Here is a 23,861-nt window from a genome sequence, read left to right on the forward strand (position 1 = left end):
CGTTTTGCGTAAACCCTTGCTACGCCTAGGATTGTAGTCATGAAACGAATTTTGGCGAGGGCATCATGCGAGAAATTTCCTCTAGTATCGGCTTTGAAATCCGCAATGGCGAAACCATTCCTATGAAGGTAGCACGCAGCACCAAGCTGGTCGTGCACGGCGGCGCGGTGTGGGTCACGCGCAGCGACGATACCGAAGACTACTGGCTGCAGCCCGGCCATACACTGCGGCTGCGGCGCGGCGAACGGTTGTGGTTGAGCGCCGAGGGCAGCACGCATGCGAAGGTCGCGTTTTCAGTGCCGACGCGCTGCGATGAACGTGCGCTGAACTGGCTCGCGCGGGTCGGCGAACGGCTGGCTGCCCGCATGCGTGGAGGCTGGCGCACGGTGTGAGTGCTGGCGGTGCCGCAGGGCGGTGGCGGAACGCAGTTGAACGACGCGAGAGATGAGCGTCGCTCCGAGCGGAACAACGGCGCATTGGTGGGGCGGTCCGACCGGAGCGACGCTGCACGAAACAATACCTCCGAGACGAATCTGCAGCGCTGCCGCCGCGTCCTGGCGAAGCCGGCTCCGGCGACGATTGCCAGATTTCGGTAAACTGTCGGGATCATGTGCGCCACCCCGGTTTCCCCGTCTCCAATATCCGCCACGGCGCCGCTTACGCTGCGCTGGCTCGGCAACGAACCCTACGAAGCCAGTTTCGAAGCGATGCGCGCGTTTACTGACTCGCGCACCGCCGATACCCCCGACGAGATCTGGCTGGTCGAACACCCTCCCGTCTTCACGCTAGGTCAGGCCGGCGATCCGGCGCATCTGCTGGCCGCCGACAGCGGCATTCCGCTGGTCAAAGTCGACCGGGGCGGGCAGATCACGTATCACGGACCCGGACAGGTGGTGGCCTACCTGCTGCTGGACCTGCGCCGGCGCAAGCTGATGGTGCGCGAGATGGTCACGCGGATCGAGCAGGCCGTGATCGACACCCTCGCGGCGTATAATCTCGCCGGAGAACGCAAGGCGGGCGCTCCCGGTATCTACATGGCGCCCGGGCCGGACGCCGGGTTGCATGCCGGCGCCAAGATCGCCGCGCTGGGTCTGAAAATCCGCAACGGCTGTAGTTACCACGGCGCGAGCCTGAATGTGAACATGGACTTGCGGCCGTTTCTGGCCATCAACCCATGCGGCTACGCGGGGCTCGAAACAGTCGATATGGCAACGCTGGGCGTTGCCGCCGGCTGGGACGACGTGGCCCGTACCTTTGCAGCACGCCTCACCGCAAACCTCGACGGCAGTCCCGCGGCCGTCGCCCAACCGCAGGCCGGTGCTCTCACCGCCTGACTGGACCGAACGAATGACTGACGTTACCGCGAACCTCGCAGCTTCTCCCGCTCCTGATGCCGTGCCGGCTTCCGCTGCTCCGTATGACGCCACCGCCAAGCAGAAAGCACAAGCCAAAACCGCCCGTATTCCGATCAAGATCGTCCCGATCGAAAAGCTGAAAAAACCGGACTGGATCCGCGTCAAAGCGGCCACCGGCAATTCACGCTTCTACGAAATCAAGCAGATTCTGCGCGAGCACAATCTGCACACGGTGTGCGAAGAAGCGAGCTGCCCGAATATCGGCGAATGCTTCGGTAAGGGCACCGCGACGTTCATGATCATGGGCGACAAGTGCACGCGCCGTTGCCCGTTCTGCGACGTCGGCCACGGCCGCCCCGATCCGCTCGACGTGGACGAACCGGGCAACCTGGCGCGCACTATCGCCGCGCTGAAGCTGAAGTACGTGGTGATCACGAGCGTTGACCGTGACGATCTGCGTGACGGCGGCGCTGCCCACTTCGTGGAATGCATCCGTCAGACGCGCGAGCTGTCGCCGGAAACGCGCATCGAAATTCTGACGCCGGACTTCCGCGGCCGTCTGGATCGTGCGATTGGCATTCTGAATGCCGCACCGCCCGATGTGATGAACCACAACCTCGAAACGGTACCGCGTTTGTACAAGGAAGCGCGCCCGGGTTCGGACTACGCGCATTCGCTGAAGCTGCTGAAGGACTTCAAGGCGCTGCATCCGGACGTCGCGACCAAGTCCGGCCTGATGGTCGGACTTGGCGAAACCGAAGAAGAAATCCTGCAAGTGATGCGCGATCTGCGCGAGCACGACGTGGACATGCTGACGATCGGTCAGTATCTGCAACCGTCGGAGCACCATCTGCCGGTGCGCTCGTACGTGCATCCGGACACGTTCAAGATGTACGAAGAAGAAGCGTACAAAATGGGTTTCACGCACGCAGCGGTGGGCGCGATGGTTCGCTCCAGCTACCACGCCGACCTGCAAGCACATGGTGCGGGTGTGGTCTGAACGGTTTGGTCGGAGTCGCTGTCTGAAAAACAAAGCCCGCACGTGTTGCGGGCTTTGTTCATTTTGGCAGGCGGGCTTTTGCCGCCTGTGTCATGCATTGGCATGCTTACGCCAGCGAGTTACCGGTAATACCGTGCGAGCAGCATGCAAATCGAGGCGAGCGTTCCACCGATGATCGTGAAGGGGAACATGAGGTCGATAAAGCGATCGCGAAACGCACGGTTCTCGATGACGTAGTCGATTAGATTAGGCATGTGGGTTCTCCCTGTGATGCGTGGTGACAAAGTATAGCTCAACCGATGTGGATTAGTTAGGTTAACGAATAATGAGATATGGAGAAAGAGGTTGCAACGATTGCCGTCATCACCAGTGATAGCCATATAAGCCGTCGGTCACGAGTTTTCTCGCTGTCGCCGGATGCCGGGTGGGAAACGGAATCGGCTGCGGCGAACGACACGAGTACGGACGCCGCGACGATAAACAACACATGCCAAAGCAACCCCGCCAACATGAAAGCGAGCGTGCTGTTCGTCGACGCTTCGCCCAATGAGCAACCGATCTCGTAGCATGCACTGGCGCACATCGAAATGACGACCCATAGCAACTGGCCGTCCCGAATGGCTCTCGTTGCAATGCCTTTCGACGCATAGCGATAGAAACGCGAGAAGCTCAACAAAGGCAACAAGGCAATCGGCGCGAACACCGGTACGCCGACATTGAAAAACGACCAACTCAGGCGGCTAAGCAGGACGATCATAGGAATGCGAAGTGGGGGTAATGCGGAGATCATCCCGCTGCGCTCAACGGCAGGTCAATCTGCCGAACGGCTAGCTTGTGCAAAGGCAGGCTAACCTGCCGTTATCCGCTGAAACCGATCCACTGCCGGTCAAAACAGTCGCACCGATCCAACTCAGCGCGAAAAGCAATGCTCGAACAGCGTCATTAGCAATCGCGGATTAATTAGAACCATCCACGGACAAACTCCCTATAGTCGAAAGCCTCCCAGACAACACGCAAAAGGGCTTCCCGATGAATCGCTTCCTCCGTCCGCTCGCCGCGTTCGCTACGCTGCTCGCACTGTCCGCGCCATTTTCTACCGCTGCACACGCCGACACCAAAGAAGTCGTGATCGCGTATCAGGACATGGTCGTGCCGTGGCGCTATGCGCAGGCCACAGGTGAGGTCGAGAAAGCCACCGGTTACAAGGTCACGTATCGCAAGCTAGGCAGCGGCGCCGACGTGATCCGCGCGCTGGCTTCAGGCTCGGTGCAACTCGGCGAAGCAGGGTCGAGCCCGATCGCAGCCGGGCTGTCGCAAGGCGTCGATATTTCGCTGTTCTGGATTCTGGACAACATCAACGACGCCGAAGCGCTGGTCGCGCGAGACGGTTCCAACGTCACCAGCGTTGCGGGTCTGAAGGGCAAGAAGATTGGCGTGCCGTTCGTATCGACTTCGCACTTTCATACGCTGGTCGCGTTGCAGAGCGCCGGCGTGAATCCGTCCGATGTGAAGATCGTCAATCTGCGCCCGCCCGAAGTCGCGGCGGCGTGGGAACGTGGCGACATCGACGCGACTTACATCTGGGACCCGGTGCTGGCGAGGGTGAAGAAGAACGGCAAGGTGCTGATCACGTCGGGCCAGGTTGCGCAGCAAACCGGCAAGGCGACGTTCGACGGCTTTGTCGTCGACCGCAAGTTCGCCAGCCAGAACGCCGAGTTCGTCGCGCGCTTCGTGAAGGTGCTGGCCGCGACCGATGCGAGCTACCGCGATCACACGTCGGCATGGACCGCGACGTCGCCGCAGGTCGAGGCGGTTGCGAAGGAGTCCGGCGCCACCGCGCAGGACGTGCCGGCAAGCCTCGCGCTATATGCGTTTCCGACACCGGCCCAGCAGGCGTCGAATGCGTGGCTTGGCGGCGGTGCGCAATCCGGCGCGGCTAAATCGCTCGCTGCAACCGCTGCGTTCCTGAAGACGCAAGGCACGATTCAAAACGTGCTGGCCGATTACTCGACCGGCGTCGATCCGCAGTTCGTGCAGCGTGCGGCGCATTGATTTTTTAAGCGTGCTTACCCATCAGCATCATGGAGCGTGGCAATGAGCGGTCTTGAGATCCGGCGGCTGCACGTCGCTTACGAAGGCACTCGCGGCGCGGCGCCGCACGTCGCGCTCGCCGACGTCGATTTGCACATCGAACCGGGTGAGTTCGTCGTCGCGCTGGGTGCGTCCGGTTGCGGCAAGACGACCTTGCTGAACTGCATCGCCGGTTTCATTAAGCCGACCGGAGGCGAGGTGCGTCTGAACGGCGAACCCGTGCCTGGGCCGGGCGCGGACCGTGGCGTCGTGTTCCAGAAGTACGCGCTGATGCCCTGGCTGGACGTGCTCGACAATGTCGCGCTCGGCCTGCGTTTTCAGCGCGTGCCCAAGGCGCAGCGCGAGCGCATCGCGCTGGAGATGCTGGCGCTGGTTGGGCTCGAGAAGCATGCGCGTTCGCGGGTCTACGCGCTGTCGGGCGGCATGCAGCAGCGCGTGGGCATCGCACGCGCGCTGGCAAGCGATCCGCAAGTGCTGCTGATGGACGAGCCGATGGGCGCGCTCGACGCAATGACGCGCGAGTCGATGCAGGAGCTGGTGCTGGACGTCTGGGGCCGCACGCGCAAGACGGTGTTCTTCATTACGCACAGCGTGGAGGAGGCGCTCTTTCTGGCGACTCGCCTTGTCGTGATGACGCCGGGGCCGGGCCGCATCGCCGAGAGCTACGACCTGCCGTTCGCGCGGCGTTTTCTCGAGACACGCGACGCACGCGCGGTGAAGTCGTCGCCGGAATTCATCGAATGGCGCGAGCGGCTGGTGCGCCGTTTGCACGAACGCAGTGAGCGCAATCAGGAAGAGGTGCTGTCGTGACGGCTTCACGTGAATCGTTGGGCGCCGTGCCCCTGACCCAGGCAAGCGAGCCGTTGCGACGCAACGCGCGGCCGGTGCGCGGCTGGCGTTTGCCGGGTGAAGGCCCGACCGCGGCGCTGAGCGCGGTTTCGGTCACGACGCTCGCGGCGCTATGGTGGCTCGCCACGCATCTGCACTGGCTGCCGCCCCTCTTTCTGCCGACGCCCGAGGCCGTTTGGGCCGCGTTTCTGGACGCCTGGCACGGACGCATTCAAGGCGGTTTGCCGCTCTCCGAGCATCTCGCATGGAGTGCGCTGCGCGTGTTCGGCGCATTCGCGCTGGCCGCGGTCACAGCGGTGCCGGTCGGGATCCTGATGGGCGTGAGCCGGGTTGCACGCGGTTTGCTCGATCCGCCGTTGGAGTTCTACCGGCCGTTGCCACCGCTTGCATATCTGCCGCTGGTGGTGATCTGGTTCGGCATCGACGAGACGGCGAAGATCGTCGTGATCTATCTCGCCTGTTTCGCGCCGATTGCAATGGCGGCGCGTGCGGGTGTGCGCAGTGCGACCATCGAACAGATCCATGCGGCGTACTCGCTGGGTGGCCGCTTCGCGCAGATCGTGCGCTATGTTGTTCTGCCGGCGGCGCTGCCCGAGATCCTGACCGGCTTGCGGATTGCCATCGGCTTTGGCTGGACCACCCTGGTGGCCGCCGAAATGGTCGCGGCCACCGCCGGCCTCGGTCAGATGGTGCTCAATGCGTCGAGCTTTCTGCGTACCGATGTGGTGGTGATGGGCATCGTGCTGATCGGGCTGATCGCGTGGCTGTTCGATCTCGGCATGCGTGCGCTGGAGCGGCGGCTCGTGCCGTGGAAGGGGCGTGTTTAGCCGCAGCCCGCGCCGTCTCAGGCAAACAATTCAATCACCGCCCAGCCGCGTTCCGTGGCAATGGCGCGCAGGCGCGGGTCGGGATTGGTCGCGACGGGATGCGTGACGCGTTCGAGCAAAGGCACGTCGTTGATCGAATCGCTATAGAACCAGCTCTGCGGAAAATCCTGCAGACGATGGCCGAGCGATGCGAGCCAGCTCTCGGTCCGCGTGATCTTGCCTTCGCGGAAGGTCGGCACGCCGACGGCCTTTCCGGTAAAGCGCGCCAAAGGATCTCCGCCTTCGGTGCCAAGATCGATCCCCAGCAGATAGTCGAAGCCGAGCGCCCTGCCGATCGGCTTCGTAATGAACACATTGGTGGCGGTGACGATGCAGCACAGGTCGCCCGCTTTGATATGACGTTGCACGAGTTCCCGCGCGGCCGGCAGGATGGCGGGCGCAATCACGTCCTCCATGAACTGTGCATGCCAAGCGTCGAGTTGTTCGCGCGAGTGGCGAGCCAGCGGCGCCAATGTGTAGTTCAGATAGGCGGTCATATCGAGCGTGCCGGCCACATATTGCCGGTAGTAATCGTCGATTTCTTCCGCGTGCTGCGCAGCGCCCTCTATGCCCAATCCGGCGATGAAGTGGGCCCACGCCTGATCGCTATCGAGCGGCAGCAGCGTATGGTCCAGGTCGAACAGCGCAAGGTTGCGGCTCATCCAGAGTCCTTGTGATGAAGTGGACAAACGAAGTGGTCGAGTGAATCGCGTCCGGACGATCAGCCGGTACACAACAATCCACAGGTTGGCACGAGCGTATATTTAAAAGCACAAAATTACAATAAGGCAAAAATGTGCAACACTATTGTCATAAACGCCCCGGGTGCCGGTTCGTGCGGCATGCGGTTCGGGTCATGGCAGCAGGAATGGATGCGCAGTGCCTTATGTTGATTCTCCTTAACCTTCTGGCTGGTGTGGCGCTGCTCGTGTGGGGGTCGCACATCGTGCGTACCGGTATCCTGCGCGTGCTCGGCGCCGATCTGCGCAGCATTCTCGGGCGCAGCATCAGCAGCCGCTGGCGTGCCTTCCTCTCGGGCGTCGGCGTCACGAGCCTCGTGCAGAGCAGCAACGCAACGGCGATGATCGTCACGTCGTTCGCTGCACAAGGTCTTCTGCCGCTCACCAGCGGCCTCGCGATCATGCTCGGCGCAGACGTCGGCACCGCATTGATGGCGCGCTTGCTGACACTCGATCTGTCATGGCTGTCGCCGATCCTGATCCTGTTCGGTGTGCCGCTCTTTCTGTCGCGCAAGCAAACGCGTCTCGGCCAGGTCGGCCGTGCCCTGATCGGACTTGGCCTGATCCTGCTGGCGCTGCACCTGATCGTCGAAGCCGCTCAGCCGATGATGCAAGGCGCCGGCGTGCGCGTGATGTTCGGCGCGCTGACCGGTGACACCATGCTCGACGCGCTGGTCGGCGCGGCATTTGCGATGCTGTCCTATTCGAGTCTCGCGGCAGTCCTGCTGACGGCGACGCTTGCCTCGTCCGGCGTGATCTCACTCAAGGTGGCGTTGTGTCTCGTGATCGGCGCGAACCTCGGCAGCGGCTTGCTGGCGCTGATGGGCACGCTCGCCCAGAACACGGCGGCGCGGCGCCTGGCCTTGGGCAGCCTGGCATTCAAGCTGGCCGGCGCGCTGCTGATCCTGCCGTTCGCGCCGCTGCTGGCTCGCGGGCTGCCGGTGCTGATCGCGAATCCCCGCGAAGCGGTGGTCGGCTTTCACGTGATCTACAACACGCTGCGTTGCTGCGCGTGCCTTTCGCTGATCGATCCGGTGGCTCGCATCTGCACGCGGGTGTTGCCGGAGCGGCCACAGCCAAACGGCGAACTGCGGCCGCTGCATCTGGATCCCGCCGCGCTCCCCACGCCCACGCTCGCCCTCGCGCACGCCGCACGCGAGGTGCTGCGCATTGGCGACATTGTGCGCACCATGCTCGATAACGTCGCGGACCTGATCCATGACAATAGCCTCGAAAAAGCGCGCGAAACGATCCGTATGGACGACGACGTGGACGAACTCTACGCCGCGGTCAAAACCTATCTGACGCTGATCTCACGCGAGCAACTCGACGAGGCCGATAGCCGCCGCTGGACCGACATCATTTCGCTGACGATCAACCTGGAGCATGCGGGCGACATCATCGAGCGGATCGTCAGCGATATCGAGGAAAAGAAGATCGCGCACCGGCTGTCGTTTTCGGAGGAGGGGTTGGGCGAACTGGACGACTTGCAGGCACGGCTCGTCAGCAATCTGCAGCTTGGCCTGTCGGTGTTTCTGAATAACGATCTGCGTTGCGCCGAGCGGCTGCTGGCGGAGAAGGAGCGCTTTCGCGATCTGGAGCGCGCGTACTCCTACAAACATCTGGATCGGCTCGCCGGGCAAACTTTGCGCAGCATCGAGACCAGTGCGCTGCATCTGGATCTGATCAGCGACATGAAGCGGCTCAATTCGCTGTTCTGTTCGACGGCCTATCCGGTGCTCGACGCAGCCGGTGCGCTGCGCGACACGCGCTTGCGCAAGCGCGTGCTCGACACGATGCATGTGAAGGAATAAGCGGCTCGTAGCTGTTGGCCGCAAGCACCGCTTATAGGCGGGCATCTACGTGTGCTGCGTGCGGCCGCCGCTCGCGTAGCGTGCTTTCAACGCTCTCGTGCTGCATTCGCGCGAAACCGCGAACACGCCGGTGCCCTAAGCGAGAACGATTTCTTCCAGCTTCTTTTTCAGCGGCGCAAAGTCGGCGGCCTCGGCTGCTTTTTTGTTGGTGACCAGCACATCGATCCGATCGACCGGACAGTATGAAATCCGGCTGCGCTGACCGATCTTGCTGTAGTCGGCGAGGATTACCACGCGATCCGCGTTGGCGACCATGGCGCGTGCCACTTCGGTTTCACCGTGATCGTAGTTGGTCGCGCCGTGCCGGTGATCGACGCCGACCGGCGAGAGCAAGGCCATGTCCGCACGATAGCGCTGGATGTCGAGCACGGTGGTGGCGCCGGTGGTCGCCATCGCGCGGTCGCTGATCGAGCCGCCGAGCAGAATCACTTCGTTGGCCGCTTCCGTTTGATCCACGGCGCCGCGCATTTTCAGCGCGACGTCGATGGAATTGGTGACGATCGTCAGGTTCGCCAGTTTCGCCAGCTCTTCGGCAAGCGCCGCAGTGGTGGTGCCTGCGTCGATGAACAGTGTCTGGCCGCTGGCGATCAAACCGGTGGCCGCCTTGGCAATCGCCGTTTTGGATTTGACGCGAGTGTGGGCACGCTCGGCGATAGGCGCCTCGTCGGCGGGTCTGATCGCTCCGCCATGCACGCGCCGCAGTTCGCCGAGTGCCTCAAGGTCGAGCAGATCGCGCCGCACCGTTTCGCGCGATACGCCGAGGTCCGCCATGATCCGTTCGGTCGACACGCGTTGAAGCGTGGACAGCAACGCGCGAATTCTCTGATGACGGTCTTCCTGCCACATGCATTTTTCCTTGGATGCGAACGCGCGTTCACACGGCTTGTTTTAGTAGCGCCATCGTGGGCACGGATGTGTGTCCGGACAATGACAAGCGTACTACTTTAGCCGAATTGTGTTGTATTTTTTTGGCAGCTTGCAAGTTTGTGTATTTAACCTTAGCCTTCGCAAATTGAAACGCGGCGCATATTTCGAACATCAAATGTTCGAAAAGGAATTGAAATGTCCGATTTCGAGCATTTCGCGGCGTTTCTTGGCAATTTGATAGACACACGTCGTTGCCATAATGGACTTTGAGATCTGCCGTCTGGCCCAGACGCATATTGTATGCGGCGCTGCCGGAACACCGCGAGGTTCGGCATCCTGACAATAGGATTGCGGGGCTGTGGCGACGCGCGGCGTTGGCTGTACGGTCAGCTATCGCAGCGCCGCCCATTGGCGCGATACTACGCGCGGGGCTCACGCGTAGCGGCTGCATGGCGCAGTTGTGGCATGACGGCAGTGGCAGCTGGGAACGTGTCGAGAGCATATTTAACCCGCTCTATCTGGAAGGTAACGAGACGTGGGAAACGGGATTGATCGCACCTTATCCGCAGACTGGCCGTATTCGAGGCTGGTTGCGCATCGCTGCGGCGGCACGCTGGCGCCGGAGAATACGCTGGCCGGCTTCGAGGCATGCGTGCGCCACGGTTACCGCATGGTCGAGTTCGACGCCAAGCTCTCCGCCGACAACCAGCTTTTTCTGTTGCACGACGACACACTGGAACGCACCACCAATGGCCATGGCGCCGCCGCCGAACACACCTGGAACCAGCTGGCCGCGCTCGATGCCGGCGCCTGGTTTGGGCCGCAGTTCGTCGGTACGCGCCTGCCGACACTCGCCGAGGCTGCCGGGTGTTGCGCGCAAGACGGCATTGCCGCCAACATTGAGATCAAACCCTGCCCCGGGCGTGACGAGATCACCGGGCGGCTGGTCGCAAGCGGCGCACTGACTTTGTGGCAAGGGCAGACGCCGCCGCTGCTGTCGTCGTTTTCGTTCGAGGCGCTCGCCGCGGCGCGCGATGCGGCGCCCTCGCTGCGGCGCGGCATGCTGTTCGAAGAGGTGCCGGCTGACTGGCTGCGCATCGTCAGGGAGCTGGACTGTGTGTCGTTGCACGCGAGCCATCGGTTCCTGACCGAGCCATTGGTCGCCGGGATCAAGGCGGCCGGACTGCGCGTGCTGGCCTACACGGTGAACGACCCCGAGCGGGCGAGGCTCCTCGCGCAATGGGGCGTCGACATGATTTGTACAGATCGCATCGATAGACTGGAACACGACATGTTTTCGGCGCCGGCGAACCCGGACTGAGCATGGCGGGGCCGCGCGAGCTTGCATGGGCGTGCGTCCACGGAGCTAGAAACTAGAAATTTTCCAAACGTAGCAATTTCGGCAGAGGATGGGGAAGACTATGAAGCGCACCGCGTTAGCTCGTTTACTTTCGATGTCGGCCGCTGCGGGTGTCGCCGCAGCCGGCGTGAGCAGCGCCTCGGCCGCGCCGCTCGACGCACTGGTCGCAGCCGCCAAGCAGGAAGGCCAACTTACCGTGATCGCATTGCCGCACGACTGGTGCAACTACGGTCAGCTGGTCGCCGGCTTTCAGAAGAAGTACGGCATCAAGATCAACGAGCTGAACCCGGATGCGGGCTCGGGCGACGAAGTCGAAGCCATCAAGGCGAACAAGGGCAACAAGGGCCCGCAGGCGCCTGACGTGATCGACGTGGGTCTGTCGTTCGGTCCGACCGCGAAGGCCGAGGGTTTGCTGCAGCCGTACAAGGTCGCGTCGTGGAACTCGATTCCCAAAGAGTCGAAAGATGCGGACGGCTATTGGTATGGCGATTACTACGGCGTGCTGTCGTTTGAAGTGAACGCCGACATGATCGACAAGCTGCCTTCCGATTGGAGCGATCTGCTCAAGTCAGACTATAAGAACGCCGTCTCGCTGGCCGGCGATCCGCGCACGGCCAATCAGGCGATCCAGGCGGTGTTCGCCGCGGGCCTGTCGCAAAGCAAGGGCGATGTGAGCAAGGCCGACAAGGCCGGCCTCAAGTATTTTGCCGACCTGAACAAGAACGGCAACTTCGTGCCGGTGATTGGCAAGGCCGCATCGCTTGCACAAGGCACCACGCCGATCGTCGTGCGCTGGGACTACAACGCGCTGGCCGACCGCGACACGCTGAAGGGCAATCCGAAGGTGCAGGTGGTGATTCCGAAGACGGGCGTGGTCGCCGGTGTGTACGTTCAGGCGATCAGCGCCTACGCGCCGCATCCGAACGCCGCCAAGCTGTGGATGGAATACCTGTACTCCGACGAAGGCCAGATCGGCTGGCTGAGCGGCTATTGCCATCCGATGCGCTATAACGAACTGGTGTCGGCGAAGAAGGTCCCGCAAGCGCTGCTCGACAAGCTGCCGCCGCCGTCGTCGTACAAGAACGTGGTGTTCCCGACGCTGTCCGAACAGGACGCCTATAAGGAGACCATCACGAAGCATTGGGACGAAGCGGTCGGCGCGAACGTCAAGTAATCGTCGCGGCGCACGCGGATGCGGCGGCAGTGAGGCGGCGATCTATGGCTTGCCGCAGCATGCCGCACACGCCGTCGCTTTTAGCCGCGCTGCGCAATTTCAAAGGTGGCGCACCGCTCCAGGAGAGCGGCGCGCCTAGCGTTAGCCAGATGTTAGCCAGATTGCCTGAGGGTGAGCTATGAGCGCTTCATCGGATGCTGGATCGGTGCAGCCGGAATTACTGGTTCCGCCTGTACCCACGCCAACGCCTCGCGTCGACGGTCCGGGACGCGCGTCGCAGTTCCTCGCCTGGATCGGCGTGGTGCCGTTTTTTACCTTCGCATTGCTGTTTCTGATTCTGCCGACCGGCTTCCTGATGGTCGGCGCGTTCCAGGATTCGCAAGGCCACTTTACGCTCGGCAACTTTCGCGACCTGCTCCAGCCCACGGTAATGGACGCCTACTGGATCAGCTTCAAGGTGAGCGCCGCTTCCGCGCTCGGCGGCGGGGTGATCGGGTCTCTGCTCGCGTGGGCGGCGGTGCAAGGCAAATTGCCGGGCTGGATTCGTCCTACGTTGATGACATTCTCCGGCGTCGCTTCGAATTTTGCCGGTGTGCCGCTCGCATTTGCCTTCATCTGCACGCTGGGGCGTGTCGGTCTCGTGACCGTATTGCTGAAGAAGTATCTCGGCTTCAATCTGTACTCGACGGGCTTCAGCGTGCTGAGCTTCTCCGGGTTGACGCTGACTTACCTGTACTTCCAGATTCCTTTGATGGTGCTGATCGTCACGCCGGCACTCGACGGCCTGAAGCGCGAGTGGCGTGAAGCCTGCGACTGCCTCGGCGGCACAGCCTTCCAATACTGGCGCCACGTGGCGTTGCCGGTGCTGTGGCCGAGCGTGCTTGGCGCGACGCTGCTGCTGTTCGCCAATTCGTTCGGCGCGGTCGCCACGGCTTATGCGCTGACGGGCAGTTCGCTGAACATCGTCACGATCCTGCTGTATGCGCAGATTCGCGGCGACGTGATGCACAACCAGAACCTCGGCTACGCGCTCGCGCTCGGCATGGTGCTCGTGACGGGCTTGTCGAACGGCGGTTACATCTGGCTGCGTTCGCGCGCTGAAAGGGGGCGTCGATGAAAAGCCAGTCGCGTGTGGGTGCGTGGACCGCGATGATTGTCGGTTCGCTGTACTTTCTGATTCCGTTGCTCGCCACCTTCGAATTCAGCCTGCGCATGAAGCGCGGCGTCTACAGCTTCGAGGCGTATAGCGTCGTGCTGAGCGATCCGCGTTTTCAGGCCTCGTTCGGCTATTCGATTCTGATGGCGGTGCTGACGATCATTGTCGGCGTACTGCTGGTGGTGCCGACGGCGTACTACGTGCAATTGCGGTTGCCGAAACTGCGGCCCATCGTCGAGTTCATCACCTTGTTGCCGCTGGTGGTGCCGGCGATCGTGATCGTGTTCGGCTATCTGCGCATCTATAACAGCAGCTCGATTCTGCCGCTCACGGCCAACGAACGTGCGACCGACCTGTTGCTGGTGTTCGGCTACGTCACACTCTCGCTGCCGTACATGTACCGCGCGGTCGACGCCGGCTTGCGCGCGGTCGACGTGCGCTCGCTGACCGAGGCCGCCGAATGTCTCGGGGCGAACTGGCCGACGATTCTGTTCAAGGTGATCTTCCCGAATATCCGCTCGGGCATTCTGTCCGGCGCGTTTCTCACCTTCGCCGTGGTGATCGGCGAGTTCACGCTGGCGAGTCTGCTCGACCGCCCCGCGTTCGGCCCGTATCTGCAATTGATCGGCGCGAACCGCGCGTATGAACCGTCGGCGCTCGCGATCATCGCGTTCGTGATTACGTGGGCGTCGATGGGTTTGATTCAGGTATTCGGTTCGGCCCGCTCGCTTAGCGGCCAGAAAATTTGACGGACTCATTTGACGGACTCATGTGTCCGACTAAGGCAGCGAATCATGGCATTCCTTGAGATCGAAAATCTGCATAAGTCCTTCGGGGCGAACACGGCGCTGCATCACTTCGACATGAAGATCGAGCGCGGCGAATTCATCACGTTTCTTGGGCCGTCCGGTTGCGGCAAGACCACGGTGCTGCGGATGATCGCCGGCTTCGAAACGCCGACGCGGGGCATCATCCGGCTGGACAACAAGGACGTGACGCACCTGCGCACGCGGCAGCGCAAGGTCGGCATGGTGTTTCAGTCGTACGCGTTGTTTCCGAACATGACGGTGGCCGACAACATCGGCTTCGGACTGAAGATCACGCACCGCCCGCAGGCGGAGATCAACAAGCGCGTCGAGGAGATGTTGCAGTTGATCAAGCTGCCGCATCTCGGCCAACGCTATCCATGGCAGTTGTCGGGTGGTCAGCAGCAGCGCGTGGCGTTGGCGCGCGCGCTCGCCGGCAAGCCACAGGTGCTGTTGCTCGACGAACCGCTATCGGCGCTCGACGCGAAGATCCGCATTTCGTTGCGGCAAGATATTCGCGCGCTGCAGCGCGAGTTGGGCATCACGTCGATTTTCGTGACGCACGATCAGGAAGAGGCGCTGTCGATTTCGGACCGCATCGTGGTGATGAACGAGGGGCGCGTCGAACAGGTCGGCACGCCGTCGGAGATCTATAACTATCCGCGCACGCGCTTTGTCGCGTCGTTCGTCGGCACGCTGAACATTCTGGCGGGCCATGTGATCGACCCGAAGACCGGCAAGATGGCTGTCGACGGTCAGGAGCTCACCACCACGCAGGAACTGCCGGCAGACGACGTGGGCAAGCAACGCATGATCGCGCTGCGGCCCGAAGCCATTGTGCTGGAACCGGCCGCGCCGGGCCGCAACACGCTGAACGCAACTGTTGAAGAAGTGAATTTCCTCGGCGCGGTGGTGCGCATCAGGGCGCGCGTGAAAGACGCCGTGATTTCACTCGACGTGTTCAACGACCCGAATCGCGGCTTGCCCGAACGGGGTCAACCGGTATCGCTCGGTTTCTCGCACGAGAACTTGCTGGTGCTCGAAGAGGGCGGCGCATAGAAGCCGACCAGTAGTGCCTGAGGCGAGCGAAGGCCGCGCACACGGCTGGGCGGTTTCCGCTAACGCGTGCCAAGAAAGCCCCGCGCACAGGCTGGGCAGCTTCGGCTGAAACAGGCGAAAGCCGCAGCCCAAAAAGCGTTCCGGGTTTTCCCGGATGCGCGGCCCGGATGGATTCCGGATTCCCCGACGCCCCTTGTCCGGATTTCCGGAATCCCGGACGACGCACGCCGTAGTACACCAAAAAACCTATAATAATCAAGGTGATCCGCTTTGCGTCAAGCTGGCATCGACCTTGCAATTCAGATCACGCGGCCGCAACGGTCCGACAACTAAAGCAAGGAGACAACGATGTCTGATTTCCCCTCCCGGTATTTCTGAATTCGTCGTCTTGTCGCGGCCTAATGCCGTGCACAGGCGTGACGACTATTCGTTCGCATGGTGCGCAGCGTGGCAGGCCTTGAGCTCACCCATATCGCAGGAAACATCGTGAAGAAACCTTTCTACAAAGTGCTATACGTCCAGGTGATCGTTGCGATCATCATCGGCATCGCGCTCGGCCATTATTCGCCCGACTTCGCCGTCGACATGAAACCGCTCGGCGACGGCTTCATCAAGCTGATCAAGATGGTGATCGGGCCGATCATCTTCTGTACGGTGGTGACCGGTATCGCCGGTATGGAAGACATGAAGAAGGTCGGGCGCGTCGGCGGCAAGGCGCTGCTGTACTTCGAAATCGTTTCGACGTTCGCACTGGTGCTCGGCCTGATCGCGACGCACGTGCTGAAGCCCGGCGTCGGCTTCAACATCGATCCGGCCACGCTCGACGGCAAGGCGGTCGCCTCGTATGCCGCGAAGGCGCATGGCCAGACCACGGTCGACTTCCTGATGCACCTCATCCCGGACACGCTCGTGTCGGCGTTCGCCCAGGGCGAAATCCTGCAGATCCTGGTGATCGCGTTGCTGTTCGGCGCGGTGCTGGCTACGGCCGGCGAGAAGGGCAAGGTCGTCACGAACTTCATCGACGGGCTCTCGCATGTGCTGTTCGGCATCGTGCGCATCATCACGAAGCTGGCGCCGATCGGCGCGTTCGGCGCAATGGCGTTCACGATCGGCAAGTACGGCATCGGCTCGCTGCTGCCTATGCTCAAGCTGATCGGCACGTTCTATCTGACTTCGATCGTGTTCGTGGTGGTCGTGCTCGGCATCATCGCGCGTGCGGTGGGCTTCAACATCCTGCGCTTTGTCGGCTACATCAAGGAAGAGATGCTGATCGTGCTCGGCACGAGCTCGTCGGAAGCCGCGCTGCCGCAACTGATGCTGAAGCTCGAAAAGCTCGGCTGCTCGCGTTCGGTGGTGGGCCTCGTGGTGCCGACCGGTTACTCGTTCAACCTCGACGGCACCAACATCTATATGACGATGGCCGTGCTGTTCATCGCTCAGGCCACCAATACCGACCTGACGTGGACGCAGCAGCTCACGCTGCTGGCGGTGACGATGCTGACTTCGAAGGGCGCGAGCGGTGTGACCGGCGCAGGCTTCATCACGCTGGCCGCCACGCTCGCCGTGGTGCCGACCATTCCGCTGTCGGGCATGGTGCTGATTCTCGGTATCGACCGCTTCATGAGCGAATGCCGCGCGCTGACGAACATCGTCGGCAACGGTGTCGCGACGGTGGTGGTGTCGGCATGGGAAAAGGAACTGGACCGCAGCAAGCTGAACGCCGCGTTGCGGGGTGAAGTGGCGGTCAAAGAGCCGGCCGAGGCTTAAGCCAGGCAGCCGTTACGAGCACGACTTCGGCCGCGGACGCCCACCTATGAAAGCGGCGGCCGCGAGCCCAGACCCCGCGCCGTCGGCCGACGAAGCTTACGCCGACGGCGCGGCGCCTTATGCCACAATATCCGATCCTTACCGATCGGGAATTGCCAACGTGACGCGCCGCCTGCTGATCCTCTTCGCGCTCGTTGCCGGGCTCGTGGCGGCGTGCGGGCTCACGTACAGCATTGCGTGGCAGAGCGGGATCGACAATTTGCGGCGCAACGCCGCAGTGCGGGTCGATCGCACGACCAGCGCGCTGAAAAGCACGCTCGAGCGCTACGAATCGCTGCCTTATCTGCTGGCTGAACATCCCATCGTGCAGGACGTGCTGGTCAATCCCAGCCCTGCCAACGTCGAGCGCGCCAATCTCTATCTCGAAGACCTCAACCGCCACGCGCGGGCGACGGTCACGTACATCATTCCGCTCGACGGCTATTGCGTCGCCGCGAGCAACTGGCACGGGCCGGGCAGCTTCATCGGCGCGGGCTATCAATTCCGGCCGTATTTTCTCGATGCGGTGAAAGGCGGCGTGGGCCGCTTTTTCGGCATCGGCACGATTTCGCAGGCGCCTGGTTACTACATCTCGCAGCCGGTACGGCGTGACGGCAAGATCGTCGGCGTGGCGGTCGTCAAACTCGATCTCGAATGGTTTCAGGGCGCGGATGCGTCCGAGCCCCTGGTTGTCACCGACGACCACGGCGTGATCTTTCTGTCGTCGATGCCGGCGTGGAAATATCACACGATCCGGCCGTTGTCGGGCCAGGTCGCCGATTCGATCTACCAGGCGCGCCAGTATGCGCAGCAACCGATCGCGCCGCTGCCAGTGACGATCGAACGCACGCTCGAAGGCAATGCGCAGATCGTGCGCATCGGCGGCGGCCGCTATGCGCCGCGCTATCTGGCGTCGCGACGCGGTATGGGCGAGCCGGACTGGCACCTGATCACGATGTCGCCGGTCGGTCCGGTCGACGCCGACGCGCGCAATGCGACCATCGTGACCGGCTTCGGCTATGTGTCGCTGGTGTTGCTCGCGTTCTACTGGAGAATGCGCCGTGCCCGGGTGCGTGAAGTGATGCGCAGCCGTTCGCTGCTGCAAAAGGCCTACGCCGAATTGAACCGGCGAGTGGCCGAACGCACGGCGGATCTGTCGCAGGCAAACGAGCAGTTGCAGAAGGAAGTCGCCGAGCGAACGCGCGCCGAACAGGAACTGCGCGCCGCGCACGATGAACTGATCCAGGCCAGCAAGCTCGCCGCGCTGGGTCAGATGGCGGCGGGCATCACGCATGAATTGAATCAACCGCTTGCGGCGCTGCGCGGTTTTTCGGACAACACGCGCGTGTTGCTCGAACGCGGCGACCAGGCCTCGGCGTTCGAGAATCTCGAAGCGATCGCGGCGCTCACCGAGCGCATGGGCAAGATCACCAATCAGCTGAAGCTGTTCGTCGGACGGGCACGGCCGCGCAGTGCGCGCGCGCCGGTCATGCGCGCGTTGCGCAACGTCATCGCGTTGCTGCAAAAGCGCCTGCAAGGCGTCGAAGTCGAGTTCGCGTTGCTCGATGGCGGCACCGGCGCGCGCACGCCGCTGAATCTGGCCGACGATCCCCCCGATCTGGTTGCCCACTGCGACGATCTGCGGCTCGAACAGGTGCTGATCAATCTGCTTGGCAACGCGCTCGACGCCACGGCGGGGATGACCCCGCCGCGTATTTCGATCGAGATCGAAACCGCTGAGTCGAGCGTGTCGTTCGCCGTGCGCGACAACGGCCCAGGCATCCCCGACGACGTGCTGCCGCGTCTGTTCGAGCCGTTCTTCACGACGAAGGAAATGGGTCAGGGCCTGGGGCTCGGCCTTGCGATTTCGTCGTCGATTGCGCGCGACTGCGGCGGCACGCTGGTGGCGCGCAATGCGCCGGAGGGCGGTGCATTATTCGTGTTGACGCTGCGCCGCGCGCGCGTGCAGACGAGCCACACATCGGACCCGCTGACCACGGGCTCCTGAATCAGACGGGAACAACATGCTGAACGACGGCTTGCAGGTGCTGTATATCGAAGACGACGAACTGGTGCGGCGCGCCAGCGTGCAGAGCTTGCAACTGGCGGGCTTCGACGTGATCGGCCACGCGTCGGCGGAATCCGCGGCGAAGATGATCAGCGCGGATTTCTCAGGGGTGATTGTCAGCGATATTCGCCTGCCTGGCGCGAGCGGACTCGAATTGCTCGCGCAGTGCCACGAGCGCGCGCCCGACGTGCCGGTGATTCTGGTCACCGGTCATGGCGATATTTCGATGGCCGTGCAGGCGATGCGTGACGGCGCGTATGACTTCATCGAAAAGCCCTTCGCATCCGAGCGTCTGATCGAAACCGTGCGACGTGCGCTGGAGCGCCGCAAGCTGGTGCTGGAGAATCTTGCGCTGCGCCGCGAGCTGGCTGGGCAGAACACGGTCGCGCCGCGCATCATCGGCCGCAGTCCGGCGATCGAGCAGGTGCGGCGGCTGATTGCGAACATCGCGCCGACCGACGCGTCGGTGCTGATCAACGGCGACACCGGCGCGGGCAAGGAATTGATCGCGCGTAGTCTGCATGAACTGTCGCCGCGGCGTGACAAGCCGTTTATCGCGGTGAACTGCGGCGCGCTGCCGGAACCGATGTTCGAGTCGGAAATGTTCGGCTACGAACCCGGCGCATTCACCGGTGCGGCAAAACGCCGGATCGGCAAGCTCGAGCATGCCTCGGGCGGCACGCTGTTCCTCGACGAAATCGAGAGCATGCCGCTCGCGCTGCAGGTCAAGCTGCTGCGCGTGTTGCAGGACGGCGTGCTGGAACGGCTCGGCTCGAATCAGCCGATTCGTGTGAATTGCCGCGTGGTGGCTGCCGCAAAGGGCGACATGGCGGAGCATGTCGCGGACGGCTCGTTCCGTCGCGACTTGCTATACCGCCTGAACGTGGTGACGATCGCACTGCCGCCTTTGGGCGAGCGTCGCGAGGACATCGTGCCGCTCTTCGAACACTTCCTGCTGGATGCGGCGGTCCGTTATCAGCGCCCGGCGCCGATTCTTACTGACAGGCAGCGTGCCAGCCTGATGCAACGGGAGTGGCCGGGGAACGTGCGCGAACTGCGCAATGCCGCCGACCGCTTCGTGCTCGGCGTCGCCGACGATCCCGTCATGTCTTTCGCCGCCGACGACGCAGCGGCGCATCCGTTGAAGGAACGTGTCGAGCAATTCGAGCGGGCGGTGATCGCAGAGGCGTTGGAGCAAGCCGGCGGTGTCGTCGCGGTTGCTGCAGACAAGCTACAGCTTGGAAAGGCGACGCTCTACGAGAAGATCAAGCGGTATGGCCTCGCGGCCAAGGGGGAAGGGGAGCGGTGAGAAGTTGAGGCACCGGCGGCGAGGAGGTGTGACTCTGGCGCCGGCGTGTTTGAATCTGGGTGTTGTGTGGGCGTTGTGCTTCAGGCTTTTCGCCGCAATCAAGCGGCGATCAAGCGGCAACGCAGCCGGCGATCAAGCCGCGTTCAGCGCTTTTTCCAGCAACTGGTCGAGTTCCGCGAATTGCGGCTCGCCGACATAGCGCTTCAGAATCTTGCCGTCCTTGTCGACCAGGAAGGTGGTCGGCGTGAGCTGGACGTTGCCGAACTGCTTGGCGGCCGAGCCGTCGTCCATTGCAACCTTGAACGGCAACTGGCGGGTTTGCGTGTAGTTGGCCACGTACATCGGCGCGTCGTAGTTCATCGCGACGGCTACGAATTCGAGCCCTTTGCCCTTGAAGCGGTTATAGGTCTGGACCATCTGCGGCATTTCCTTCATGCAGGTGTCGCAGCTGGTCGCCCAGAAGTTGACCAGGTAGACCTTGCCTTTCAGGTCGGCGGTCGAGACTTTCTGGCCCGACAGCAACGTGAAGGTCGCATCGGGCACGCGCTGCTGGCCGGCAAACGCGAAATAGCCGGCAATCGCAATCGCGACGGCCACGACGGCGATGATGATGGTGCGAATCGGATTCGCGCGCCGTGCGGCGGTGGACGGGGTGGAGCTCATGAACGAAACCTCGAGAGTCGCGCAGAACGCGCGGGACAGTGCTTTGGTTTGGACTTTTAAATCCGGTAATGCTTGGCGTCGTTATTGTAGCCCCATTCCGGCTGCGCGGCAGCGGGCGGCCCGGGAGGCGATAATAGAACTTTACGTTCCTGTCAGTCCGATCTTCCGTCCCCATGCTTCGAACCGCTTTTCGCTTCCTTGCCCGAATCTCGACAGTCCCGACAGTCCCGTCTTGCCGCCCCGTTAGCCGTTCCTCGAGTGCCTCCCTGGCAGACGGCCGCCCGGCCGGCGCCGCTTCCCACTTGCGGCGAATGCGTGCAGTACTTGGAACGGCTGCCTGCGCGCTGGCGTTGGGCGGCGCGTTGGCAGCGTGTTCACCGACTTTCGACTGGCGCACCGTCATGAATAACGACAACGGCTACACGGTCGACCTGCCGGCCAAGCCGGGCAACGATCAGCGCGCGGTCCAGATCGACGGCAAGCCGATGCAGATGGCGATGCAGACAGCCGAAGCCGGCGACGCCGTGTTCGCAGTCGGCACCGTGATGCTGCCAAGCGATGACGAAGCGACGCAGCGTGCCGCGCTCGAATTCCTGCGCACGGGCCTCGCGCGTAATGTTGGCGCCGCGCCGGACGCCCACACCGTGCAAATTCCGCTCGCCGCCGGGGGGCAGGTGCTGGGGCTGGAAATGAAGCTGAGCGGTGAGGCCGGCTCGACGCATGAGACGCGCACCGTCTATGCACGGCTGGTTGCGCGTGGCCGGCATGCATATCAGGCCGCGATCATTGCGTCCAAGCCCTTGCAGCAGGAGCAGGTCGACCAGTTTTTTTCGTCGTTCCAGCTGTATTGAAAGCGTCGTTTGGGCCACATCGGCGCGCTGATAACCTGTAATGCGCAGTGAAGGTTCCTTCGTAGCATCGCACGCTAATTCCCGGTTTACGTTGAAGTTTTCCGGTTACTCACAGGGGTTGTGGATAACTCTGTTGAGAACTTCGCGTTTTTTGCCGAAGATGCCCATCCCGTGGGCATTCTGTCAGATCGAGCCCGCTCGGCCAAGCCGAAAAAGTCCAATCGAATCAATGTCTTTTTGATGCGTGCTTCTGTCTGCCTTGCAGATGTTTCAAAATCTATCTGGAACGCGCGCATGTGCATAAGTCAAGTCTTGACAGCTGATTTTTCGCTTTATACCGACCCCAAAGCCCTGCGGTACTGAATGGCTTCGCCGATTTGCGCGGCGCTCGGCATGGCGGTGCCGGCCAGATCGGCGATGGTTCGCGCCACCTTCAGGACTCTGTAGTAAGCACGTGCCGACCAGCCGAAGCGTTCGCCGGCCTGGCGCAATAGCGCTTCACCGGTTGCGTCGGGCCGGCAGACTTCGTCCACTTCCCGCCCGCCCAGTTCCCGATTGGTTTTGCCTTGCCGGGCCAGTTGCCGCTCGCGAGCGGCATTCACCCGCCGTGCGATCGCTGCGCTGGATTCACCGGCGGTGGTGGAGCGTGCGGACAACTCCGCCGGCGTGAGCGCAGGAATCTCGAGCTGGATGTCGATCCGGTCGAGCAGCGGCCCGGACAGCTTGCGCAGATAACGCGCCGCGATCTCCGGCGTGCAGCGGCAGCGACCGTTGGGGTCGCCGCGCCACCCGCAGGGGCACGGGTTCATTGCCGCAATCAGTTGGCAGGCCGCCGGAAAATCCGCTTGCAAGGCGGCGCGCGAGATGGTGATGCGGCCGGCCTCGAGGGGTTCGCGCAGGGTTTCCAGCACGTGGCGGTCGAATTCCGGCAACTCGTCCAGAAACAGCACGCCCAGATGCGCCAACGTGATCTCGCCGGGTTGCGGCGGATTGCGCCCGCCAACCAGCGCCGGCGCACTCGACGAATGATGTGGCGCGCGAAACGGCCGTTGCCGCCATTGCGACGGCATAAAGCCGGCCCGGCTGGCGGACAGCAATGCCGCCGAGCTGAGTGCTTCGTCGTCGGTCATGGGCGGCAGCAGGCCTGGCAGACGCGCGGCGAGCATCGATTTGCCGGCGCCAGGCGGCCCGACCAGCAAGACGTGGTGTCCCCCGGCCGCGGCGACTTCAAGCGCGCGGCGCGCGCCGCGCTGGCCGATCACATCGCTCATGTCGGGAATCGCGGCCGGTGCGGTCTCGCGGAGCTCAGGTGCCGCGACAGGGTAGAGCCGGGCGTCGGGTGCGCCGGCCAGATGCGCGCACAGCGACGGCAGGTCGGTCGCGCCGTAGACGTCGACACCCGGGACGAGCGCCGCCTCGGCCGCGCTCGCGGCAGGCAGGTAGAGCTGCGGGGTGCGCTGAACGCACGCCACGGGTGTCGCCGGCATGCCCGGCGTAGGGTGCGTTGAGGCACCACCGGACGGGCTTTCCAGCCCGCCGTGAGAAGTACCGCTGCGGGCGGTCCCACAGGCCATCGCGAAAGCCCCGCGCATCGGCCGCAGCGCGCCGGTCAGCGAAAGCTCGCCGGCGAATTCGCGATGCAGGAGGGACTCGGGTGGAATTTGTCCGCTCGCGGCCAGAATACCTAAAGCGATCGGCAGATCGAAGCGGCCGGATTCCTTCGGTAAATCGGCAGGAGCGAGATTGACGGTGATGCGGCGCACGGGGAAATCAAAGCTGCAGTTCTGCAGCGCCGCGCGTACGCGCTCGCGGCTTTCGCGCACTTCCAGATCCGGAAGGCCGACGATCGAAAAAGAGGGTAATCCGTTCGCGAGGTGAACCTCGACGGTTACTTCGGGCGCGCGGCCAGAGGCCGGCGCGCGACTGCGCACCACGGCAAGCGACATGTTTTCTCCCGTCGGACGGCG

At 62.9% G+C, this 23,861-nt stretch carries 22 protein-coding genes; 16 read left to right on the top strand and 6 right to left on the bottom strand.

The window, feature by feature from the left end; translation table 11 throughout:
* The first annotated feature begins 65 nt into the window (after window positions 1–65).
* The 3 genes from DSC91_RS27310 to lipA all read left to right on the top strand — a co-directional run bounded on the left by DSC91_RS27310 (window position 66) and on the right by lipA (window position 2,355).
* Entirely contained in the window at window positions 66–392 is a 327-nt protein-coding gene (locus DSC91_RS27310; protein ID WP_093645639.1) for a DUF2917 domain-containing protein, read from the top strand.
* Between the two features lie 216 nt (window positions 393–608).
* A complete protein-coding gene (lipB, locus tag DSC91_RS27320) occupies window positions 609–1,334 on the top strand; it encodes a lipoyl(octanoyl) transferase LipB (RefSeq protein WP_115781711.1) in 726 nt (241 codons plus the stop codon).
* A 13-nt stretch (window positions 1,335–1,347) separates the two neighbouring features.
* Entirely contained in the window at window positions 1,348–2,355 is a 1,008-nt protein-coding gene (gene lipA / locus DSC91_RS27325; protein ID WP_115781712.1) for a lipoyl synthase, read from the top strand.
* Window positions 2,356–2,474: 119 nt separating this feature from the next.
* Here lipA and DSC91_RS38560 read toward each other — a convergent pair whose 3' ends face one another.
* Together DSC91_RS38560 and DSC91_RS27330 are read right to left on the bottom strand one after the other, a co-directional pair.
* Window positions 2,475–2,609, bottom strand: coding sequence for a hypothetical protein (locus DSC91_RS38560; protein ID WP_266238591.1), 135 nt, complete (start codon window positions 2,607–2,609; stop codon window positions 2,475–2,477).
* Window positions 2,610–2,665: 56 nt separating this feature from the next.
* Entirely contained in the window at window positions 2,666–3,112 is a 447-nt protein-coding gene (locus DSC91_RS27330) for a hypothetical protein (RefSeq protein WP_115781713.1), read from the bottom strand.
* A 272-nt stretch (window positions 3,113–3,384) separates the two neighbouring features.
* On the opposite strand from DSC91_RS27330, the gene tauA reads away from it, so the two are divergent.
* From tauA to DSC91_RS27345, 3 genes are read left to right on the top strand one after another with little or no spacing between them, the layout of a single operon-like run.
* Window positions 3,385–4,407, top strand: coding sequence for a taurine ABC transporter substrate-binding protein (gene tauA, locus DSC91_RS27335; protein WP_115781714.1), 1,023 nt, complete (start codon window positions 3,385–3,387; stop codon window positions 4,405–4,407).
* A gap of 42 nt (window positions 4,408–4,449) precedes the next feature.
* Window positions 4,450–5,256 carry a taurine ABC transporter ATP-binding protein gene (locus tag DSC91_RS27340; RefSeq protein WP_115781715.1) on the top strand — a complete coding sequence of 269 codons (807 nt, stop codon included), beginning with the start codon at window positions 4,450–4,452 and terminating at the stop codon, window positions 5,254–5,256.
* Window positions 5,253–6,122 carry an ABC transporter permease subunit gene (locus DSC91_RS27345; protein ID WP_115781716.1) on the top strand — a complete coding sequence of 290 codons (870 nt, stop codon included), beginning with the start codon at window positions 5,253–5,255 and terminating at the stop codon, window positions 6,120–6,122. Before DSC91_RS27340 ends, DSC91_RS27345 begins: the two co-directional genes overlap by 4 nt.
* Window positions 6,123–6,139: 17 nt before the next feature.
* On the opposite strand, the gene DSC91_RS27350 is transcribed toward DSC91_RS27345, so the two are convergent.
* Window positions 6,140–6,823 carry a histidinol-phosphatase gene (locus DSC91_RS27350; protein ID WP_115781717.1) on the bottom strand — a complete coding sequence of 228 codons (684 nt, stop codon included), beginning with the start codon at window positions 6,821–6,823 and terminating at the stop codon, window positions 6,140–6,142.
* 224 nt (window positions 6,824–7,047) lie between these two features.
* Here DSC91_RS27350 and DSC91_RS27355 point away from each other — a divergent pair, with 224 nt between their 5' ends.
* Window positions 7,048–8,715 carry a Na/Pi cotransporter family protein gene (locus tag DSC91_RS27355; protein ID WP_115783529.1) on the top strand — a complete coding sequence of 556 codons (1,668 nt, stop codon included), beginning with the start codon at window positions 7,048–7,050 and terminating at the stop codon, window positions 8,713–8,715.
* 135 nt (window positions 8,716–8,850) lie between these two features.
* Here DSC91_RS27355 and DSC91_RS27360 read toward each other — a convergent pair whose 3' ends face one another.
* Entirely contained in the window at window positions 8,851–9,621 is a 771-nt protein-coding gene (locus tag DSC91_RS27360; RefSeq protein ID WP_115781718.1) for a DeoR/GlpR family DNA-binding transcription regulator, read from the bottom strand.
* A 556-nt stretch (window positions 9,622–10,177) separates the two neighbouring features.
* Here DSC91_RS27360 and ugpQ point away from each other — a divergent pair.
* The 8 genes from ugpQ to DSC91_RS27400 all read left to right on the top strand — a co-directional run bounded on the left by ugpQ (window position 10,178) and on the right by DSC91_RS27400 (window position 20,380).
* Window positions 10,178–10,963: a glycerophosphodiester phosphodiesterase gene (gene ugpQ, locus DSC91_RS27365; RefSeq protein ID WP_115781719.1), complete on the top strand. Its 786-nt coding sequence runs from the start codon at window positions 10,178–10,180 to the stop codon at window positions 10,961–10,963.
* 100 nt (window positions 10,964–11,063) lie between these two features.
* A complete protein-coding gene (locus DSC91_RS27370; protein WP_115781720.1) occupies window positions 11,064–12,176 on the top strand; it encodes an ABC transporter substrate-binding protein in 1,113 nt (370 codons plus the stop codon).
* Between the two features lie 178 nt (window positions 12,177–12,354).
* The gene (locus DSC91_RS27375; RefSeq protein WP_115781721.1) at window positions 12,355–13,293 is read left to right on the top strand and encodes an ABC transporter permease; all 939 of its coding nucleotides are present in this window, start codon (window positions 12,355–12,357) and stop codon (window positions 13,291–13,293) included.
* Complete coding sequence (locus DSC91_RS27380) at window positions 13,290–14,081, top strand: ABC transporter permease (protein ID WP_115781722.1); 792 nt, start codon at window positions 13,290–13,292, stop codon at window positions 14,079–14,081. The genes DSC91_RS27375 and DSC91_RS27380 overlap by 4 nt, the downstream gene beginning before the upstream one ends.
* Window positions 14,082–14,126: 45 nt before the next feature.
* Window positions 14,127–15,197, top strand: a complete 1,071-nt coding sequence (locus tag DSC91_RS27385) for an ABC transporter ATP-binding protein (protein WP_115781723.1) — start codon at window positions 14,127–14,129, stop codon at window positions 15,195–15,197.
* Between the two features lie 486 nt (window positions 15,198–15,683).
* A complete protein-coding gene (locus DSC91_RS27390) occupies window positions 15,684–16,964 on the top strand; it encodes a dicarboxylate/amino acid:cation symporter (protein ID WP_115783530.1) in 1,281 nt (426 codons plus the stop codon).
* 46 nt (window positions 16,965–17,010) lie between these two features.
* On the top strand, window positions 17,011–19,011 hold the full coding sequence (locus tag DSC91_RS27395; protein WP_115781724.1) for a sensor histidine kinase: 2,001 nt from the start codon (window positions 17,011–17,013) through the stop codon (window positions 19,009–19,011).
* 16 nt (window positions 19,012–19,027) lie between these two features.
* A complete protein-coding gene (locus DSC91_RS27400; protein WP_175172052.1) occupies window positions 19,028–20,380 on the top strand; it encodes a sigma-54-dependent transcriptional regulator in 1,353 nt (450 codons plus the stop codon).
* Between the two features lie 132 nt (window positions 20,381–20,512).
* On the opposite strand, the gene DSC91_RS27405 is transcribed toward DSC91_RS27400, so the two are convergent.
* The gene (locus DSC91_RS27405; RefSeq protein WP_115781725.1) at window positions 20,513–21,043 is read right to left on the bottom strand and encodes a TlpA disulfide reductase family protein; all 531 of its coding nucleotides are present in this window, start codon (window positions 21,041–21,043) and stop codon (window positions 20,513–20,515) included.
* A 311-nt stretch (window positions 21,044–21,354) separates the two neighbouring features.
* Here DSC91_RS27405 and DSC91_RS27410 point away from each other — a divergent pair, with 311 nt between their 5' ends.
* Window positions 21,355–21,894: a hypothetical protein gene (locus DSC91_RS27410; RefSeq protein WP_229758136.1), complete on the top strand. Its 540-nt coding sequence runs from the start codon at window positions 21,355–21,357 to the stop codon at window positions 21,892–21,894.
* A 332-nt stretch (window positions 21,895–22,226) separates the two neighbouring features.
* Here the strand turns inward: DSC91_RS27410 and DSC91_RS27415 are convergent, their stop codons facing one another.
* On the bottom strand, window positions 22,227–23,840 hold the full coding sequence (locus tag DSC91_RS27415; protein WP_115781727.1) for a YifB family Mg chelatase-like AAA ATPase: 1,614 nt from the start codon (window positions 23,838–23,840) through the stop codon (window positions 22,227–22,229).
* Window positions 23,841–23,861 lie beyond the last annotated feature (21 nt).

Origin of the sequence: Paraburkholderia caffeinilytica, from assembly GCF_003368325.1 — a bacterium.
GTDB lineage: Bacteria > Pseudomonadota > Gammaproteobacteria > Burkholderiales > Burkholderiaceae > Paraburkholderia > Paraburkholderia caffeinilytica.

What these genes read in the sequence shown, in the direction of transcription:
- DSC91_RS27395 (WP_115781724.1), top strand. Translation starts at nt 17,011, where the DNA reads ATGAAAGCGGCGGCCGCGAGCCCAGACCCCGCGCCGTCGGCCGACGAA.
- DSC91_RS27400 (WP_175172052.1), top strand. Translation starts at nt 19,028, where the DNA reads ATGCTGAACGACGGCTTGCAGGTGCTGTATATCGAAGACGACGAACTG.
- DSC91_RS27310 (WP_093645639.1), top strand. Translation starts at nt 66, where the DNA reads ATGCGAGAAATTTCCTCTAGTATCGGCTTTGAAATCCGCAATGGCGAA.
- lipA (WP_115781712.1), top strand. Translation starts at nt 1,348, where the DNA reads ATGACTGACGTTACCGCGAACCTCGCAGCTTCTCCCGCTCCTGATGCC.
- DSC91_RS27350 (WP_115781717.1), bottom strand. Translation starts at nt 6,823, where the DNA reads ATGAGCCGCAACCTTGCGCTGTTCGACCTGGACCATACGCTGCTGCCG.
- tauA (WP_115781714.1), top strand. Translation starts at nt 3,385, where the DNA reads ATGAATCGCTTCCTCCGTCCGCTCGCCGCGTTCGCTACGCTGCTCGCA.
- DSC91_RS38560 (WP_266238591.1), bottom strand. Translation starts at nt 2,609, where the DNA reads ATGCCTAATCTAATCGACTACGTCATCGAGAACCGTGCGTTTCGCGAT.
- DSC91_RS27360 (WP_115781718.1), bottom strand. Translation starts at nt 9,621, where the DNA reads ATGTGGCAGGAAGACCGTCATCAGAGAATTCGCGCGTTGCTGTCCACG.
- DSC91_RS27330 (WP_115781713.1), bottom strand. Translation starts at nt 3,112, where the DNA reads ATGATCGTCCTGCTTAGCCGCCTGAGTTGGTCGTTTTTCAATGTCGGC.
- DSC91_RS27380 (WP_115781722.1), top strand. Translation starts at nt 13,290, where the DNA reads ATGAAAAGCCAGTCGCGTGTGGGTGCGTGGACCGCGATGATTGTCGGT.
- DSC91_RS27370 (WP_115781720.1), top strand. Translation starts at nt 11,064, where the DNA reads ATGAAGCGCACCGCGTTAGCTCGTTTACTTTCGATGTCGGCCGCTGCG.
- lipB (WP_115781711.1), top strand. Translation starts at nt 609, where the DNA reads ATGTGCGCCACCCCGGTTTCCCCGTCTCCAATATCCGCCACGGCGCCG.
- DSC91_RS27415 (WP_115781727.1), bottom strand. Translation starts at nt 23,840, where the DNA reads ATGTCGCTTGCCGTGGTGCGCAGTCGCGCGCCGGCCTCTGGCCGCGCG.
- DSC91_RS27385 (WP_115781723.1), top strand. Translation starts at nt 14,127, where the DNA reads ATGGCATTCCTTGAGATCGAAAATCTGCATAAGTCCTTCGGGGCGAAC.
- DSC91_RS27410 (WP_229758136.1), top strand. Translation starts at nt 21,355, where the DNA reads ATGCGTGCAGTACTTGGAACGGCTGCCTGCGCGCTGGCGTTGGGCGGC.
- DSC91_RS27355 (WP_115783529.1), top strand. Translation starts at nt 7,048, where the DNA reads ATGTTGATTCTCCTTAACCTTCTGGCTGGTGTGGCGCTGCTCGTGTGG.
- DSC91_RS27405 (WP_115781725.1), bottom strand. Translation starts at nt 21,043, where the DNA reads ATGAGCTCCACCCCGTCCACCGCCGCACGGCGCGCGAATCCGATTCGC.
- DSC91_RS27340 (WP_115781715.1), top strand. Translation starts at nt 4,450, where the DNA reads ATGAGCGGTCTTGAGATCCGGCGGCTGCACGTCGCTTACGAAGGCACT.
- DSC91_RS27375 (WP_115781721.1), top strand. Translation starts at nt 12,355, where the DNA reads ATGAGCGCTTCATCGGATGCTGGATCGGTGCAGCCGGAATTACTGGTT.